This window comes from Paraburkholderia sp. BL6669N2 (assembly GCF_003387275.1).
In the GTDB taxonomy this organism is placed as follows: domain Bacteria; phylum Pseudomonadota; class Gammaproteobacteria; order Burkholderiales; family Burkholderiaceae; genus Paraburkholderia.
The window spans coordinates 927,343-944,642 of the sequence record NZ_QUNA01000001.1 but is presented as its reverse complement, the minus strand read 5'-3'; the positions used below and the strand labels follow the sequence as shown (position 1 = coordinate 944,642).

Genomic DNA, 17,300 nt, shown 5'->3' with positions numbered 1-17,300 from the left:
GCGGCGTAGGCCGCCGATCGCCGGCTTAAATCGCCTCCTTCTTCATCAACAACTTCAACAGCACCGGCAGCAACAGCAACACCAGCGGCAACTGCACAATCAACCCGGAAATAATCGCGATCGCCAGCGGCTGCTGCATCGCCGAACCTTGCCCAAGTGCAAAAGCCAGCGGCAGCAGCGCCAGAATCGCGGCGATCGTCGTCATCGCGATGGGACGCAGACGATTGCGCCCGGCGCTCAGCAACGCGTCCTCGAATGGCATCTCGTCGTCCCGCACGAGTCCCTGCAACTCCGACACATAAAAAATCGCCACCTCGGTCACGATGCCGATGATCATCGTCATCCCCATCATCGCGGAGATGTTCAATTCGATGCCGGTGACCCATAAGCCGATAAACACCGCGCCCGCCGCCAGCAACGGCATCGCCATGACCGCCAGCGCGACGCGAAAGCGCTCGTAGAGAAACAGCAGCAAGCCGAACACGAGCGCGATCGCCGCGCCGAATACGCTCAACAGTCCTTTGAACGCAATCTGCTGCTGCTGATACAGGCCGCCCAACTCGTAATACACGCCGGTGGGCAACAGGCTCTTGTCGCTGAGCGTCTTCTGCACGTCGGCGATCGTCGAGCCCAGATCGCGGCCGTCGATGCGCGCGGTCACCGCCACCATCCGTTTCAGATTGTCGCGGCTGATCTCGGGCTGGCCGGTCACCGTCACCTGATCGGCGACGCGATCGAGCGCGAACAGATGGCCGTCGGGCGCGCGGATCTGCAACTGTCCCAGTTGCGTATCCGTGAGCTTCATCGCGCCGGCCACACGTACACGCACGCCGACCGTTTTCGGGCCGCTCTGGAATTGCGTGGCCACATTGCCTTCCACCATATCGGACACGGCCTGCGCGATCGATTGCGGGTCCATGCCCTCGGCCGCCGCCGCTTCAGGACGGATGTGCAGTTCGAGCGCGTCGCCGGCCGGATTGATGCCGTCGTTCACGTCCACCACGCCCTGAATCTTGCCGATCTGCGCCGCCACCTTGCGCGCGGTCGTCTCGAGCGTGTTCGGGTCGTCGGAATAGATCTTGATCTGGACCGGTTGCGGCACCGCCGTCAGGTCGCCGATCAGATCCTCCATCAACTGCGCGAGTTCGACACTCACGCCGGGCACCTGAGTCTCGACCTTCGAGCGGATTTCTTCCATGACGGTGGCGATCGGCTCGCGATTGCCGGACTTCAGCCGCACGAAGAAGTCACCCTTGTTCGGCTCGTTCAGATCGCCGCCGAGACCGGCGCCGGTACGGCGCGAATAGGTCGCGACATTCGGGTTCGCGCGAATAATGCCTTCGATCTGTTTCATCAACCGATCAGTCTCGCTCACCGACGTGCCCGGTTCGGTGTGGTAATCGAGCACGAAACCGCCTTCGTCCATGCTCGGCATGAAACCGCTGCCCACGCGCGTGAACGCGAACACGGCCACCACGATCAGCGGCAGCAGGCCGAGCAGCACGAGCACTGGCCGCGCGGTGACGCGCTCCACCAGAAACGCGTAGCGCCGGTTCATCCACGAGGCGAAGCGGGTTTCTTGGTGTTCCTCGGCGTCTTTTGGTTTCAGCCAGCGGTCGCACAGAATCGGCACCGCGAGCCACGTGACGAGAAAGGAAATGAACAGCGCGCTCGCCATGGTGACGGAGAGCGCCTTGAAGAACGCACCCGTCACGCCGGATAAAAACGCCAACGGCACGAAAATGATCAGCGTCGCCGCCGAAGAGCCCGCCAGCGGCCGCGTGAATTCGAGCGCCGCCGCCATCACGCGGCCATGAAAAGCGCGTGCGCCACCTTCACGCATGCGCCGCACGATGTGCTCGATCATCACGATCGCGTCGTCGATGACGAGACCGACGGCGGCGGCCATGCCGCCGAGCGTCATGATGTTGAAGCCCATGCCGAACACGTCGAGCAACAGGATGGTCGCGGCCATCACCACCGGCACCAGCGCGACGGCGATCGCGGTGATCTTCCAGTTGCGCAGGAACGCGAACAACGTCAGCGCCGCCAGCACCACGCCGATCATGATCGCGTCGCGCACGCTGGTGGCCGAGGCAATCACCAGTTCGCTCTGGTCGTACCAGTTCGACAGATGCACGCCGGCCGGCATCTGATGCTGGAAGTCGGCGAGCTTCGCGCGGATCGCCCTGGCCATCGCCACGCTGTTCGCGCCCGGCTGCTGGTACACGTTGATGAGCACCGCGTCCTGGCCGTCGGCGGTGACGCGCATCCATTGCGGCACCACGCCCTGGCGTACGATCGCGACGTCGCCGAGGCGGATCTGCGTCGCGCCGCTGGCCGACACCACGACGTTGCGCAGCTCGTCGAGCTGCGTAATGGTGGTGTTGGCGATCACCAGGTAGAGCTTGTAGTGATCCTCGATGCGGCCGTTCGCCATCAGCACGTTGCTCGCGCCGATCGCCTTCGACACATCGGAGAGCGAGAGCTTGTACGCGGCGAGCCGCGCGGGATCGATCGCAACTTCGAACTCGTCCTGCGCGCCGCCTGTCACGTCGACCCGCGCCACGCCTTCCACCGAAGACAGCAACGGCCGCATCTGGAACTGCGCGAGATCGTGCAGTGCGGAGAGCGACTGCTGCTGCGAAGTGAGGCTATACGCCAGCACCGGAAACACGGTCGGGTCCATGCGCCGCACCTGCATCGAGGTGCCTTGCGGCAGTGTCGCGAGAATCTCGCTGATGGCCGACTGTGCCTGCAAGGTGGCTTGCGCCATGTCGGTGCCCCAGTCGAAATTGATCGAGATTTCGGCTGCGCCGCGGCTTGTTTTCGATTCCACGTCGCGCACGTTCGGCACGCGCCGCAGCGCTTCTTCGACCGGCATCGTGACGAGCGTGGCCATCTGTTCGGCGGGGCGGTCGCCCGCGTCGAGCGAAACGACCGCGCGCGGAAACGCGACGTTCGGGAACAGCGAGATCGGCAGGCGGAACGCGGTCAGTGCGCCCGCTATCGCCAGCAACGCGATCACGAACAGCAGCGAGCGGCGGTGCTTCTGCATCCATTGACCGAAATTCATCGCGGCGCGCCTCCGCTGATTCGCACCGCCATGCCGTCCTTCAACTCATAGTTGCCGCTGACCACGAGGCCTTGCGCGGCGTCGAGCGGGCCATCCACGCCGTAACGGTCGCCGTTCTCGACCTGGGTGGTCACCGCCACGCGGCGCGCCTTGTTCTGCGGCGTGATCTGGAACACGTACGCGCCTTGGCCGTCTTTCAGCACAGCGGCACGCGGCACGATCCAGTGCGTGCCGCTGCGGGTCTCGATGTCCGCGCTCACGCGCGTGCCGGGAATGAAGGCCGTCTGACCGAGCGGCACGTTCGCGCCGACATCGACGAGCTGGCTCTGCTGATCGATCGAGGCGCCGACCAGTGCCACGTGGCCGTTCGCCGAAGTCTTCGCGAGCGACGTGGACAGACCGTGCAACGCGACGAGGTCGCCGGTGTGGATCGCGGCGGCATCGGCGGGCTCGACGCCGAGCATCACGTTGGCGCGCGCGTCCTTGCCGCTGCCGCCCGCGAGTTGCAGGATCGCCGTGCCGGCTTGCACCTGATCGCCTTGAGCGGCCGAAACCTGCAGCACGACGCCGTCGTTCGGCGCGGTGATGATTTTGTTGCCGCTTGCCACGCCGGTCTGGTTCTGTGCGGCGAGCGCCTGCTGCGCGTCGTCGGCGGCCTTGCGGGCGCTGGCGAGTTGCGACTGCGTGGCGAGTCCTTTGTCGTACAGCGATTGCGTGCGCGCCAGCTCGCCTTGCGCGAGCGTCACGGCGCTTTTCGCCTGGGTTGAGGCAAGCACGGCGGCCGGGTCGGCCTGCACGAGGAAGAGCGGCGCGCCGCGCGTCACCGTTTGCCCGGACTGCACGCGCATCTGCACGATGCGCGCGGTGTACGGCAGATTGACGGTGGTGAGGTTCGACGCGGACGCCGCGACGACGCCATACGCGTGCACCGGCTGCGCGATCTCGGCGCGCTGCACGCGCACGGTTTGCACGGCGACCACGGGTTGCTCGGCGGTGTCGCCGGCGCTTGCCGCGCGGGCCGTATGAACGCCCGCGCACAGCAGCGTGGCGCAAGCGATCGAAATCGCACCGGCGGCAATGCGCGGCCGCAGCGCTGAAGTCAGGCTATTTCGCATGAGTGTCGGTCAAGGTGAGAGCGGTGGAGTAGGCGTCGGGAATCGCGCTGCCGAGCAGCGCCTGCAAGCCGACGCGTTGTTCGGCGAGCGACTCGCGCAAGGTCGCGACGTCGATCTGTTTGGTGAGCGCGGCGCTTTGCGCGTCGGTGTAGGCGCCGAGCGCGAGGTTGTGATCCGCGTAGGCCGCGGCCGCGTGCCGGGCGGCGAGGTCGACCTCGGGCAGCGCGGCTTCGGTTTGCTGCAATTGCCGCGTGAGGACCGCGTTGTCCGCACGCAGATGCGCGACGTCGCCGTAAGCGCTGTTCAGCCGTGTTTGATATTCGTCGCGCAAACGCTGGCGGCTGGCCTGCTCGATTGCGACGTTGCCTTGATTGCGGTTGAAGATCGGCAGGCTGAGGTTGATCTGGAAGCCGCTCGTGTAGATGTTCGACGTATCGCGCGCCCGCACGAAGCCCACCGACAGACTCGGGAACTGGCTGAGGATCGCGGCGCGATATTTCTGTTCCTGCGCCTCGTAGCCTGCTTGCAGCGCGATCAGATCCGGGCGGCGCCGAGGCAGCCCGGCGAGCGCCGCATCGAGCGTCGTGTCGGCGAGCGGCTCGATGTTTTCGCCGCCTGTGAGTTGCAGTTGCACCTCGGGCGAGATGCCGAGCAGCGCGTTCAGATCATGGTGCGTTTGCTCGGCTGCGCGTTCGGCATCGGTGTATTGCTTGCGAGCGTCGCTATAGGCGAGGAGCGCTGCTGTCAACGTGTCGTCGGTGAGGTTGCCGTCGCGGCGCGCTTCGGCCATGCGTTCATAGCGCGTGCGCGTGAGCTCACGCTGGCGCTGCAAGAGGGGCAGCGTGTCCTGCTGAAAACGCGTCTTGATGAACAACTGCCGCGCTTGCGCGACGATCTGCCATTCCTGCCATAGCAGACCGAGGTCGGTTTTCGCCACCGTGGCGTCGGCGGATTGTTTGTTGGCGCTGCGCAGCACGATCGCCATCACGTCCATGCTCAAGCCGTAGTTGAACGCGCGCACGGTGCCGATCTGGCCGGGATAATCGCTCGCTATGCTCAGTTGCGGGTCCGGCAGCAGGCCCGCTGAATAGGCCTGAGCGCGGGCAATGCCGAGGTCGTCGCGGGCCAGCCTCAGGTCTGGGTTGTTGGCGACCGCGAGCATCGCGACCTCGTCGATATCGAGTCCGTCGGACGGATCGAAACGATGCGCGGCCAGCTCCGGCAACGGCATGCTCGCCGGATCGATGCGGATGCGTTCGAGCGAATGGGCGGAGGTGGACGTATCCTGCGGCGCGAGCGGCTCGCGGTGATACCACGTGCAGCCGCCCATCAGCAGCGCGCAGAGCGGCACCAGCGCGCGCAACCGTTCGTAGGGTCGCGGTGTGTGGCCGGCCGCGGGCTCGGCCGCGGCGAACACAGACACGGCCGCCGATATCGCCGCGGACGCGGCATTGAGAACGGGCAAAATGCGGCTCCTGAACAAAAAAATGGGGCATCCGCGCGGGAAAGCCACGGAAAAGAAGCGATTTTGCTGATGGACTGCTTAAGACATGCTTAACGCCGATTTAAGCGGCCCTTCAGCCTCCCTTCAGTGTCCCTTCAGCAAAACCTAAGCAAGCCATAAGGAAGCGTTAAGCTACCGGGCGGGACAATGCCGGAGCCAATAAGGGAGAGGAGAGGCCATGCGTCTGCTACTGGTCGAAGACGACGACATGATCGCGGAAACGGTTCTGGGCGCGATGCGCCGCTCCGGCTACGCGATCGACTGGGCCGAAGACGGCCGCGCGGCGGAACTGTCGCTCGGCAACGGCGTGTATGACCTCGTGCTGCTCGATCTCGGCCTGCCGAAGAAGGACGGCATCGACGTCCTCAACGCCTATCGCAAGAACGGCGGCGCCGCGCCGGTCATCATCCTGACGGCACGCGACGCCGTCGACGAACGGATTCGTGGCCTCGACGCCGGCGCCGACGACTATCTGATCAAGCCATTCGATCTCGACGAATTGGCCGCGCGCGTGCGCGCACTGCTCAGGCGCCGCACCGGCCAGAAGCAGCCGGTCTACGCGCACGGCGAGATAACCCTCGACCCCGCGGCGCACGAGGTCAGCAAGTCCGGCGAGCCAGTGCCGCTCGTACCGCGCGAATTCGCATTGCTGCAAGCGCTGATCGAAGAGCCGACGCGCGTGTTCACCAAGACCGAGCTCGAAGAAAAACTGTACGGCTGGGGCGAGGAAGTGGGCAGCAATACCATCGAAGTGCACGTGCACAGCTTGCGGCGCAAGATCGGCGCGGACCAGGTGGTGACCGTGCGCGGCGTGGGCTACCGTCTGAAGAGGTGCTGATGACGTCGATTCGCCGCTGGCTGCTGGGCTGGCTGATCTTCGGTCTGGCGGCCGCCTCGGGCATGGCCGGCTACGGCATCTTTCATACGGCGCGCGAGGAAGCGAGCGAACTCTTCGACTACGAGTTGCGCACGATCGCGCTGTCGCTGCCGTTGAATCTCGCCGGCGCGGGCGACCGCGAACATCGCGACCCCGACCTCGGTGGTCTGGCCGACGACCGGGTCGTCATCGAAATCTGGGACGGCGCGGGCAAGCTGATCTATCACTCGCTGCAGGCGCCGGTGTTCGCGCGCCAGCCCCCGGGCTACGACACGGTGGAGCGCGGCGAGTATCACTGGCGCACCTTCGCCGTGCAGCAGGGGGAACGCTATATTCAGGTGGCGCAGCCCATCTCCGTGCGCGAGGACCTCGCGATGCGCCTTGCGCTGCATACGCTCTGGCCGCTCGGCGTGCTGGTGCCGGTGACGATCGTGCTGGTCCTGTTGGTGGTGGCGCGCGGGCTGGCGCCGATTGGCGGGTTGTCGCGCGCATTGTCCACCCGTACGATCGATTCGCTGGAACCGCTGCGCCTGGACGGCAGCGTGCCGGTCGAGATCAGGCCGCTGGTCGAAGCGCTCAACGATCTGCTGCAGCGGCTGCACACGGCGTCGCAAGCGCAACGCACGTTCATCGCCGATGCCGCGCACGAGTTGCGCTCACCGCTCGCTGCATTGAAGCTGCAATTGCAGGCCGCTTCGCGCGATGGTTCGTTAAAGGGCGAAGGCCAAACCCTCGAACGGGTCGAGGGGCGCGTCAACCGCATCATTCACCTGGTGCAGCAACTGCTGGCGCTCGCGCGTGAAGACGCGCATCCGGTCACGGCGATGGTGCCGGTCAGCCTGCGGCGCATCGGCGAGCAGGCAGTGGGCGATTTTTCGCTGCTGGCGGAAACCAGGGAGATCGACATCGGCCTGGAGTGCGAAGGCGCGCGCACGGAGGGGGATGCTTATACCGTGCTGGCCGAGCCGCACGGCATGAGCGTGCTGCTGGGCAATCTGATCAACAACGCGATCCGGCATACGCCGCGCGGCGGACGCGTCGACGTGATCCTCAAGCGTGAAGGCACGCGCGTTGGCTTCGAAGTTGCCGATACCGGCTCGGGGATTCCGGAGGCCGAACGCGAACGGGTCTTCGACCGTTTCTATCGCGGCGAAGGGGCGCAAGGCGAAGGCAGCGGCCTTGGGCTTGCGATCGTGTCGCGCATTGCCGCGCGGCATCAGTTGGATCTGTCTCTGCGCAACAACGAAGGCCGGCCCGGCTTGCGGGTGTCCGTGTCCGGTCTGAAGGCGCATGAGATCGGCGCGCCAGTGGCGCTTAAAATCTGACGGTGTTCGATTCACGCCGCCACGTTCAAGCGCTGCGTTCGTTGCTGGAGGAAAGCGCCGGAGGTGAATCATTCGACGCATCGCCGGACTCGGTGCTCAGCGTCGCGTCCAGTTCCGACGCGCTCGACACCTGGCGCAACTCGTCAGCGATGATCGACACCAGCGCATCCGCCGCGGCGCTCAACGGGCGTCGCGGATGGCTCACGCACACGATATGCCGCACGATGCGCGGCGCGAGAATCGGATAGGCGCGCAGGCTGCCCTGGCGCACCGCTCTCTGCACGGCGATCCGCGGCAGAATGGTCGCGAAGTGGGTGCTCTCCACCAGCTTCACGATCGTGCTCAATACGTCGATTTCGAAGCGCGGCGCGAGCAGCACGTCTTCATGCTGTGCCGCCGTATCGAGCACGCCACGCAAGCCGTGACGCTTGGTCGGCAGCACCAGTTCCAGTTCCGGCAGTTGCGCGAGTTCAATGGCGTGCGGCAACTCGGGGCCGTGCTCGGCGCTCGTCACCAGCACCATTTCCTCGTCGAGCAAGGGCTGCGCGTCGAGTGAAAAGCGCGCGCGCGGTTTGTTGATCAAGGCCGCGTCGAGCTGGCCGCCCGTTACCCAGTCTATGAAGGTCGCGCTGTAGCCGTCGGCCACGGTGACTTCGACATGCGGATAACGCGCGTGAAAACGCGACAATGCATCGGCCAGCACGCTTTCCGTGACCGACGCGATCAGCCCGATCGACACGTGGCCGGTCACCACCTCGTCGCGCTGCACGAGTTGCTGACGCGCGTGCGCGAGATCGCGCATGATCGGCAGAAACAGCCGGTACATGAGCCGGCCGGCGGCAGTCGGCGCCATGCCGTGCGCGTTGCGCTCGAAGAGTTGCTGATGCAGTTCGTCCTCGAGTTTGGCGATCTGCATGCTGAGCGCGGGCTGCACGATGTTCAGGCGTTTCGCCGCCCGCGTGACCGAACCGTCCTCGAAGAGCGCGATGAAATACTGGATTTGCCTGAGGTCCATGTTGGTATGAATAAAACATCAGCAAACGTAATGAGAAAGACGCGCGGTATCAGATAAAGACAGGAACCGCGTTCCACGGATGCTCCTAAACCCTGGCTCCAGCTCCGCAGAATGCGCCGTGAGCCGCGCGGTGTCTATTGATATCCTGCCTACAATTGGCTGTCATTGGTGCTAACGCGCATATCATCGGGAATGATTCAACGCATCAATAATCAATATTAGAAGTTATACGCCGATCTCGTTACGCTTCCATCATCAACTGGCAGTCCGGTTCGGACATGAAGCCGGGGCACGGATGGAGACGTAGATGAATACTCGCGATACCGCATCGCACGGTACTTTCCAACTGACGTGGGGCCGCCCGTCCGGCGTGCTTACGCTGCGCGACTGGCTGGCGCATCTGGCGCGTACGGGCCGGCTGGCCACGATCGACAGGCCGGTGGCGCTCGAACACGAACTTGCCGCGATTGCCAAGCGCCTCGACGCCACGCAAGCCGCGTTCTTCACGAAACCGGGCGGCCACGACGTGCCGGTGGTCAGCGGGTTCATGTCGCGCCGCGCCTGGATCGCCGAAGCGATGGGTGTGGCCGAGTCCGATCTGCTGACGCGCTTTCGCGACGCGGCCGATCAGCCGATTCCCTCGAAGGAAATTCCACGCGCCGAAGCGGCTTGCCAGCAGGTCGTGCATACCGGCGCCATCGACCTTCACAAGCTGCTGCCGATTCCCACGCACAGCGAACACGACAACGGGCCGTATATCACCGCGGGTCTCGTGATCGCGCGCAATCCGCGCACCGGCGTGCAGAACGTGTCGATCAACCGCATTCAGGTGCATGGGCCCGATCGCATGGCGATCCTGCTGCTGCCGCGCCACTTGTACGCATTCCAGAAAGCCGCGGAAGAGGCCGGCGATGCGCTCGACGTCGCTATCGCAATCGGCGTCGATCCGCTGACGATGCTCGCCTCGCAAGCCATTTCCCCAATCGATTCCGACGAACTGGAAATCGCCGGCGCGCTGCATGGCGCGCCGCTGCCGGTCGTCAAATGCGTGAGCAACGGCGTCAATGTACCGGCCTTCGCCGAGATCGTGATCGAAGGGCGCATTCTGCCCAACGTGCGCGAACTGGAAGGTCCTTTCGGCGAATTCCCGAAGTACTACAGCGCACAGGAAGCGCGTGAAGTGATCGAAGTCACCGCGCTCACGCATCGCGAGAAGCCGATCTTTCATACGATCGTGCCGGCGGAAATGGAGCATCTGCTGCTCGGCGCGATTCCGCGCGAAGCGACGCTGCTCGCCCATCTGCAACGTAGTCATCCTAACGTGAAGGACGTGCATCTCTCCGTGGGCGGCGTGTGCCGCTATCACCTGTGGGTGCAGTTCGAGAAGAAGCGCGAAGGCGAAGCGAAGAACGTGATTCTGTGCGCGTTCGGCGCGCACTACGACATCAAGCAGGTGGTCGTGGTCGACACCGATGTGGACGTGCACGATCCGGCGGAAATCGAATGGGCCGTCGCCACGCGCTTCCAGGCCGATCGCGATCTGGTCGTGATCGAAGGCGCGCAGGGTTCGCCGCTCGATCCGTCCACCACCGTCGGTCAGCCGGAAGACGCGCCGCCGCATCTGCAAGGCGTGAGCGCGAAGATGGGACTCGACGCCACGCGGCCGGTGGTGTATGCGTCGCACGTGTTCACGCGGGTGCGCATTCCGGGCCAGGACACGGTAAATCTGGACGAACTCGTCGCCGCCGACAACGCCGCGTTCGACAGCTATCTGGGTGGCGCGCATGGCTGAGCTCGCACATAAGCCGCAGCGCATCGTCGTCGGCATTTCGGGCGCAAGCGGCGCGTCGATCGGCGTGCGCCTGCTTGCGGCCTTGCGCCGCCTCGGCACGCACGAAACGCATCTGATCGTATCGGCCTCCGGCGCGGTCACGGCGGCGCAGGAACTCGGCATGACGCGCGGCGATCTGGACAGTCTCGCCGACGTGGTCTACAACGTGCGCGACATCGGCGCGGCGGTGGCGAGCGGTTCGTTCATCACGGCAGGCATGGTGATTGCGCCGTGCTCGATGAAGACGCTCGCGGGCGTGGCCAACGGTTTCGCCGACAACCTGCTCACGCGCGCCGCCGATGTGATGCTCAAGGAGCGTCGCCGGCTCGTGCTGGTCGCGCGCGAAACGCCGCTCAATCTGGCGCATCTGCGCAACATGACTTCCGTGACGGAGATGGGCGGGATCGTGATGCCGCCGGTGCCCGCCTTCTACGCGCATCCCAAGACTATCGAGGACGTGGTCGATCACACGGTGGGGCGCATTCTCGATCTGTTCGGTATCGAGCATCGCGAGATTGCGCAGCGCTGGAGCGGGCTCGCCGACGAATTCACGGAGCGCCGCTCGGGAGTGGACGAATGAATCAGCGCGACTTGCTTCACCCGGGCGACACCGCGACGCGTGAACGCGAACCGGAACTGGATAAACGCCCGCAACGTCATCTCGGCCGCTCGATGGAGCGTCTGGAAGATCCCGCGATTCTCACCGGTCGCGGCCGTTACGGCGACGACATCGGCATTCGTCCGGGCACGCTGCACGCCGCGATCCTGCGCTCGCCGCACGCGCATGCGGAACTGGTGTCGATCGACACCGATGCCGCGTCGAAGCTGCCTGGTGTGCACGCGATCCTGACACGCGACGACCTGCGCGCCTGGTCGCGGCCTTTCGTGGTCGGCGTGAAATCGCCGATGGAACAGTGGGCGCTGGCGATGGACCGCGTGCGCTATGTCGGCGAACCGGTGGCGGTGGTGCTCGCGCAATCGCGCGCCATCGCCGAAGACGGGCTCGATCTGCTCAAGGTCGAATACGCCACGCTCGACCCGGTCACCTCGATCGAGCAGGCGGCGAGCGATGCATCGCCGGTGTTGCACGAGAAAGTGGGCAGCAACGTGATTAGCGACCGGCATTTCCGCTACGGCGAGCCGGAAGCCGCGTTCGACAAGGCGCCGCATCGCGTGAAACTGGTGGCGCATTATCCGCGCAATACCTGCGCGCCGATCGAATGCGGTGTCGTGATCGCCGAATACCTGGCCGGCGACGAAGGCTACGACGTCACGTCCAATTTCATGGGGCCGTTCTCGCTGCACGCGGTGATGGCGATGGCGCTGAACGTGCCCGCCAACCGTTTGCGTCACAAGGCGCCGCGCGATTCGGGCGGCAGCTTCGGCGTGAAGCAGGCGGTGTTTCCGTACGTGGTGCTGATGTGCCTCGCTTCGCGCAAGGCGGGCGCGCCGGTGAAATGGGTCGAGGACCGGCTCGAACATCTGAGCGCGGCGACCTCCGCGACCGCGCGTGTCTCGACGCTCGAAGCCGCCGTGGAAAGCGACGGCCGCATCACGGCGCTCTCCTACGATCAACTCGAAGATTGCGGCGGCTATCTGCGCGCGCCGGAACCGGCCACGTTCTATCGCATGCACGGCTGCCTGACCGGCGCGTACGCCATCGACAATCTGCTGGTGCGCAACCGCGTCGTGCTGACCAACAAGACGCCGACGGGTCTGGTGCGTGGCTTTGGCGGTCCGCAGGTGTACTTCGCGCTCGAACGGCTGATGCAGCGCATCGCGCTCGAACTGAACCTCGATGTGCTCGACGTATACCGCCGCAATTTCGTCGCCGCCGATGCGTTCCCGTATCGCGCCGCGGCGGGTGCGCTGCTCGACTCGGGCAACTATCAGGAAGCGCTGCGCCGCGCGCTGAGCGAAGGCGGGTATGACGAGCTGCTTGCACGTCGCACGGCGGCACGCAAGGAAGGGCGGCTGTACGGGATCGGCTTCGCGGCGATCGTCGAGCCGTCGGTGTCGAACATGGGCTACATCACGACCGTGATGCCCGCCGAGGCGCGCAAGAAAGCCGGGCCGAAGAGCGGCGCGATCGCGAGCGCGACCGTGAGCGTCGATCTGCTCGGCGGCGTCGTGGTGACGATTGCGTCGACGCCCGCGGGCCAGGGGCATATGACGGTGTGCGCGCAAGTGGTCGCGGACGTGCTCGGCGTGTCGCCGGATGACGTCATTGTCAATGTCGAATTCGATACGCACAAGGACGCGTGGTCGGTGGCGGCGGGTAATTATTCCAGCCGCTTCGCCGGCGCGGTGGCGGGCACGGTGCATCTCGCGGCCGTGCGCGTGCGCGACAAGATCGCGCGCATCGTGTCGAAGCAGATGGGCTGCGCGCCCGACGATATCCGTTTCGAAGAAGGCAGGATTTTTGCAAAGGGCGCCGAGGATCGCGCGCAGCCGTTCGGCCGCGTCGCCGCCAATGCGCCGCATTGGGCGCCCGCGCTGTTGCCCGAAGGCGAAGAGCCCGGCTTGCGCGAGACGGTGTTCTGGAATCCGCCGAACACGGCCGCGCCGGATGAGAACGATCGCGTCAACACATCGGCCGCTTACGGTTTTGCTTTTGACATGTGCGGTGTCGAAGTGGATCACGCCACCGGCCGCGTGCGGATCGACCGCTACGTCACCGCGCACGACGCCGGCACGCTGCTGAACCCGGCGCTCGCCGACGGCCAGATTCGCGGCGCGTTCGCGCAAGGACTCGGCGCGGCGTTGATGGAGGAATTCCGCTACGGCGCGGACGGCAGCTTCCAGTCCGGCACGCTCGCCGACTATCTGATGCCGACCACCTGCGAAGTGCCCGATCCGGTGATCGTGCATCTGGAAACACCGTCGCCGTTCACGCCGCTCGGCGCGAAAGGACTCGGCGAGGGCAACAACATGAGTACGCCGCCGTGCATCGCGAATGCGGTGGCGGACGCGCTCGGCGTCGACGATATCCGTTTGCCGCTGACGCCTTCGAAGGTCATGGCGCTGATCGGCATCGACGATCCGGAGCCGTCGCGACCCGAGTTGCGTGAAGCGCCCGCCGCCAAGCCGGCGACGCCGGGTGGCGGCAAGGCGCTCACTGCGCAGGGCGGCGTCGATTTGCCGGCGTCGCCAGAAGCGATTTTTGCCGTGCTGCTCGATCCGAACGCGCTCGCCAAAGTGATACCCGGCTGCCATGCGCTCGAAGCCGAAGGCACGAACCAGTATCGCGCCGACGTGACGGTCGGCGTCGGCATGATCAAGGCGCGCTTCGAAGCGAAGATCGGCCTGTCCGAAATCGACGCGCCGCGTCGGCTGCGTCTGGCGGGCGCGGGCATGTCGTCGCTCGGCAGCGCACGCGGCAGCGGCCTCGTCGAACTGACGCCGATCGAAACCGGCACGCGTCTTTCCTACGACTACGAAGCGCAAGTATCGGGCAAGGTCGCGGCAGTGGGCGGACGCATGCTCGAAGGCGCGGCCAAAGTCGTGTTGCGCCAACTGTTCGAATCGCTCGGCCGTCAGGCGGCGGGCAAACCAGTTCACACCGGCGGCTCATGGCTTTCGCGCCTGCTGGGCCGTTTCAGGAGACAGCCATGAAGCCCGCGCCGTTCGATTATCTGCGCGCCATGACGACGCAGCATGCGCTCGACGCCCTCGCGCAACACGGCGAGGACGCCCGAGTGCTGGCCGGCGGCCAGTCGCTGATGGCGGTTCTGAACATGCGGCTCGCGCAGCCGCGCATGTTGATCGATATCTCGCGCACCGACGAGCTGAACTCGGTGCGTGTCGATCAGAAGGCCGGCTTGCTGGCGGTGGGCGCGGCGGCGACGCAAGGCAGCGTCGAGTGGCGCGAATCGCTGCGCGACGAAGTGCCGTTGCTGGCGATGGCGTTCCCGCATATCTCGCACTTTCAGATCCGCAATCGCGGCACGGTGTGCGGCTCGATAGCGCATGCCGACCCGAGCGCGGAACTGCCGCTGGTGCTCGCCGCGCTCGGCGGCGACGTGATGCTGCGCTCGAAAAAGAAACACCGCGTGGTGCCTGCCGGCGAGTTTTTCCAGGGCATGTTGATGACCGCGCGCGAGCCGGACGAACTGGTCGAAGCCGTGCGCTTTCCGCTGAAGCGGCCGGGCGAGCGCTATGGCTTCACGGAGTTCTCCGCGCGCCACGGCGACTTCGCGATGGCCGCGTGCGCGGCCGTGGTGACGAGCGATTCGATTCGCCTTGCGGTGGGTGGCGTCGCGGACCGGCCGGTGGTCGAGCAATGGCCGCGTCTGCGTGACGAGGATCTGCGCAGCGCACTGAACGATTTGAGCTGGAAGCTGGGCGCACAGGACGACGCGCATATCAGCGCGGCGTATCGCCGGCATCTGGTCCGGCAACTGGGATGGCGCGTGATCGAGGAGGCGAAGTGAGCAACACATCGAACGGCAACGTCGTGCACGTGGTGCGGCAGGGCGAACGGCAATGCGTCACGCTGACGCTCAACGGCCGTGAACGCAGCGGCTATTGCGAGCCGCGCGAGCTGCTGTCGGATTTCATCCGTCACGAACTGGGCGCGACCGGCACGCACGTCGGCTGCGAGCACGGCGTGTGCGGCGCGTGCACGGTGCACGTGGACGGCGTGGCGGGACGCTCGTGCCTGATGCTGGCGGTGCAGGCCGATGGCCGCCGCATCGACACGGTGGAGGGACTCGCGCCCGACCTGAAGCTCGGCGATCTGCAGCAGGCGTTCCAGCGTCATCACGCATTGCAGTGCGGGTTCTGTACGGCCGGGATATTGATGTCGTGCGCGGACTATCTGCAGCGCGTGCCCGATCCGAGTGAAGCCCAGGTGCGCGACATGCTCTCGGGCCATCTGTGCCGCTGTACGGGCTATACGCCGATCGTCGCCGCGGTGCTCGACGTGGCGGCGCGGCGCCGGCAAGGCAAGGCGGCTAGTGAAACCGTGGAGGCCGCTCATGCTTGACCTCGGCCGAACTTTTTTGCAGAGCGTGGAACGCAGTCCCAACGCGCTCGCTCTCGTCGACGGTGAACTGGCGCTGACGTACGCGCAGTGGCATCGCCTCATCGTGAAGGTGGCCGAAGGTCTGCGCGGTCTGGGTCTCGCGCATGGCGACCGCCTGCTGGTGGTACTGCAAAACCGCTGGGAGATGGCGACCCTGCATTGGGCCTGCCAATTCGCGGGCGTGGTGATCGTGCCGCTGAACTGGCGCGCGAAACCCGATGAACTCGAGTACTGCGTAACCGATGCCGGTGTGAAGGCCATCGTGTACGAACCGGTCTGCGCCGATGCCGTGGCGCAAAGTCCCGCCGCGCAGCGCTTGCCGCGCATTGGTCTGGACGACGTGCAAGGCTGCACCGCGAGCTTCGACACACTGCTGGCGCAGGCCGCGCCGGACGCGTCGAACGACGCGCAAACGCGCGCGGATGCCAACGACTACTCGCTGATCCTCTACACCTCGGGCACCACCGGCAAGGCCAAAGGCGTGCCGCGCCGTCATCGCCATGAACGCGCCGCGGCGCTCGCGCATGTCGCGCAGAATCAGTACGGCCACGGCGAACGCACGCTCGGCGTGATGCCGCTTTATCACACCATGGGCGTGCGCTCGCTGCTCTCGATGGCGCTGGTGGATGGCCTGTTCGTCTGCGTGCGCCGCTGGAATGCGCGCTTCGCACTCGCTGCGATCGAGCAACACAAGCTCACCTGCCTCTATCTGGTGCCGACGCTGTACCACGATCTGCTGGCCGATCCGGCTTTCGCGTCGACGGATACATCGACGGTGAGCAAGCTCGGTTTCGCCGGCGCGCCGATGAACGACGGTCTGCTCAAGCGCCTCTCAGCGGCGTTCGAACCGGACCTGTTCGTCAATCACTACGGCTCGTCCGAGGTCTACACCTTCAGCATCGATCAGGACGCCACACGCAAGCCGGGCAGTGCGGGGCGCGCGGGCATCAACACGCGCTTGCGCGTCGTCAGGCTCGACGCTCTCACGCCCGAAGACCTGGCGCAAGCGGGCGAGGAAGGCCAGATCATCGCCGACCTGCTCGGCGACGAAGCCTTCGAAGGCTACTGGAATCGTCCCGATGCGAACGCCAAATCGTTGCGTGAGGGCTGGTACTTCACGGGCGACACGGGTTTCTTCGACGCCGACGGCGACCTGTACGTCTCCGGCCGCGTCGACGACATGATCATCAGCGGCGGCGAGAACATCTCGCCGGTCGATATCGAGTCGGTGCTGTCGCTGCATCCCGCGGTCGACGAGGTCGCGGTGGCCGGCGTGAAGGACGAGCGCTGGGGACAGCGTGTGGTCGCCTTCGTGAAACGCCGCGAGTACGTCGACGCCGACGCGCTCGACGCGCACTGCCGCACCTCCGACCTCGTCAACTTCAAGCGTCCGCGCGAATACGTATTCGTGGACGACATACCGAAGTCGCCGGTCGGCAAGATTCTGCGCCGCAAGCTGTCCGCGGGCGAGTACGAGCCCGACACCCGCGGCGAAGCTATTGCATCTCACACGCAAACTACCAAGGAGTGA

General features: G+C 65.6%; 12 protein-coding genes. 8 read left to right on the top strand and 4 right to left on the bottom strand.

Features of this window, described 5'->3' with window-relative positions; all coding sequences use genetic code 11:
• Window positions 1-25 precede the first annotated feature (25 nt).
• Genes B0G80_RS04245 through B0G80_RS04235 form a run of 3 tightly spaced genes read right to left on the bottom strand, consistent with a single transcriptional unit; the run spans window position 26 to window position 5,656 of the window.
• A complete protein-coding gene (locus tag B0G80_RS04245; RefSeq protein WP_116117109.1) occupies window positions 26-3,076 on the bottom strand; it encodes an efflux RND transporter permease subunit in 3,051 nt (1,016 codons plus the stop codon).
• On the bottom strand, window positions 3,073-4,191 hold the full coding sequence (locus B0G80_RS04240; protein WP_116117108.1) for an efflux RND transporter periplasmic adaptor subunit: 1,119 nt from the start codon (window positions 4,189-4,191) through the stop codon (window positions 3,073-3,075). Before B0G80_RS04240 ends, B0G80_RS04245 begins: the two co-directional genes overlap by 4 nt.
• The gene (locus tag B0G80_RS04235) at window positions 4,181-5,656 is read right to left on the bottom strand and encodes a TolC family protein (protein WP_258878803.1); all 1,476 of its coding nucleotides are present in this window, start codon (window positions 5,654-5,656) and stop codon (window positions 4,181-4,183) included. The genes B0G80_RS04240 and B0G80_RS04235 overlap by 11 nt, the downstream gene beginning before the upstream one ends.
• Window positions 5,657-5,873: 217 nt before the next feature.
• Here B0G80_RS04235 and B0G80_RS04230 point away from each other — a divergent pair, with 217 nt between their 5' ends.
• Together B0G80_RS04230 and B0G80_RS04225 are read left to right on the top strand one after the other, a co-directional pair.
• The gene (locus tag B0G80_RS04230) at window positions 5,874-6,533 is read left to right on the top strand and encodes a response regulator (protein ID WP_106284342.1); all 660 of its coding nucleotides are present in this window, start codon (window positions 5,874-5,876) and stop codon (window positions 6,531-6,533) included.
• Entirely contained in the window at window positions 6,533-7,897 is a 1,365-nt protein-coding gene (locus B0G80_RS04225) for an ATP-binding protein (RefSeq protein ID WP_116117107.1), read from the top strand. Before B0G80_RS04230 ends, B0G80_RS04225 begins: the two co-directional genes overlap by 1 nt.
• A 25-nt stretch (window positions 7,898-7,922) precedes the next feature.
• Here B0G80_RS04225 and B0G80_RS04220 read toward each other — a convergent pair whose 3' ends face one another.
• Window positions 7,923-8,912, bottom strand: a complete 990-nt coding sequence (locus B0G80_RS04220) for a LysR family transcriptional regulator (RefSeq protein WP_116117106.1) — start codon at window positions 8,910-8,912, stop codon at window positions 7,923-7,925.
• A 307-nt stretch (window positions 8,913-9,219) separates the two neighbouring features.
• Here B0G80_RS04220 and B0G80_RS04215 point away from each other — a divergent pair, with 307 nt between their 5' ends.
• The 6 genes from B0G80_RS04215 to B0G80_RS04190 are packed head-to-tail and all read left to right on the top strand — an operon-like array spanning window position 9,220 to window position 17,300.
• On the top strand, window positions 9,220-10,704 hold the full coding sequence (locus B0G80_RS04215) for a UbiD family decarboxylase (RefSeq protein ID WP_116117105.1): 1,485 nt from the start codon (window positions 9,220-9,222) through the stop codon (window positions 10,702-10,704).
• Entirely contained in the window at window positions 10,697-11,323 is a 627-nt protein-coding gene (locus B0G80_RS04210) for a UbiX family flavin prenyltransferase (RefSeq protein ID WP_116117104.1), read from the top strand. The genes B0G80_RS04215 and B0G80_RS04210 overlap by 8 nt, the downstream gene beginning before the upstream one ends.
• On the top strand, window positions 11,320-14,358 hold the full coding sequence (locus B0G80_RS04205) for a molybdopterin cofactor-binding domain-containing protein (protein WP_116117103.1): 3,039 nt from the start codon (window positions 11,320-11,322) through the stop codon (window positions 14,356-14,358). The genes B0G80_RS04210 and B0G80_RS04205 overlap by 4 nt, the downstream gene beginning before the upstream one ends.
• Complete coding sequence (locus tag B0G80_RS04200) at window positions 14,355-15,176, top strand: xanthine dehydrogenase family protein subunit M (protein WP_116117102.1); 822 nt, start codon at window positions 14,355-14,357, stop codon at window positions 15,174-15,176. The genes B0G80_RS04205 and B0G80_RS04200 overlap by 4 nt, the downstream gene beginning before the upstream one ends.
• Window positions 15,149-15,730, top strand: coding sequence for a (2Fe-2S)-binding protein (locus B0G80_RS04195; protein WP_116117101.1), 582 nt, complete (start codon window positions 15,149-15,151; stop codon window positions 15,728-15,730). Before B0G80_RS04200 ends, B0G80_RS04195 begins: the two co-directional genes overlap by 28 nt.
• Window positions 15,723-17,300: an AMP-binding protein gene (locus B0G80_RS04190; RefSeq protein WP_116117100.1), complete on the top strand. Its 1,578-nt coding sequence runs from the start codon at window positions 15,723-15,725 to the stop codon at window positions 17,298-17,300. The genes B0G80_RS04195 and B0G80_RS04190 overlap by 8 nt, the downstream gene beginning before the upstream one ends.

What these genes read in the sequence shown, in the direction of transcription:
- B0G80_RS04195 (WP_116117101.1), top strand. Translation starts at nt 15,149, where the DNA reads ATGGCGCGTGATCGAGGAGGCGAAGTGAGCAACACATCGAACGGCAAC.
- B0G80_RS04190 (WP_116117100.1), top strand. Translation starts at nt 15,723, where the DNA reads ATGCTTGACCTCGGCCGAACTTTTTTGCAGAGCGTGGAACGCAGTCCC.
- B0G80_RS04205 (WP_116117103.1), top strand. Translation starts at nt 11,320, where the DNA reads ATGAATCAGCGCGACTTGCTTCACCCGGGCGACACCGCGACGCGTGAA.
- B0G80_RS04225 (WP_116117107.1), top strand. Translation starts at nt 6,533, where the DNA reads ATGACGTCGATTCGCCGCTGGCTGCTGGGCTGGCTGATCTTCGGTCTG.
- B0G80_RS04240 (WP_116117108.1), bottom strand. Translation starts at nt 4,191, where the DNA reads ATGCGAAATAGCCTGACTTCAGCGCTGCGGCCGCGCATTGCCGCCGGT.
- B0G80_RS04200 (WP_116117102.1), top strand. Translation starts at nt 14,355, where the DNA reads ATGAAGCCCGCGCCGTTCGATTATCTGCGCGCCATGACGACGCAGCAT.
- B0G80_RS04245 (WP_116117109.1), bottom strand. Translation starts at nt 3,076, where the DNA reads ATGAATTTCGGTCAATGGATGCAGAAGCACCGCCGCTCGCTGCTGTTC.
- B0G80_RS04215 (WP_116117105.1), top strand. Translation starts at nt 9,220, where the DNA reads ATGAATACTCGCGATACCGCATCGCACGGTACTTTCCAACTGACGTGG.
- B0G80_RS04210 (WP_116117104.1), top strand. Translation starts at nt 10,697, where the DNA reads ATGGCTGAGCTCGCACATAAGCCGCAGCGCATCGTCGTCGGCATTTCG.
- B0G80_RS04220 (WP_116117106.1), bottom strand. Translation starts at nt 8,912, where the DNA reads ATGGACCTCAGGCAAATCCAGTATTTCATCGCGCTCTTCGAGGACGGT.
- B0G80_RS04230 (WP_106284342.1), top strand. Translation starts at nt 5,874, where the DNA reads ATGCGTCTGCTACTGGTCGAAGACGACGACATGATCGCGGAAACGGTT.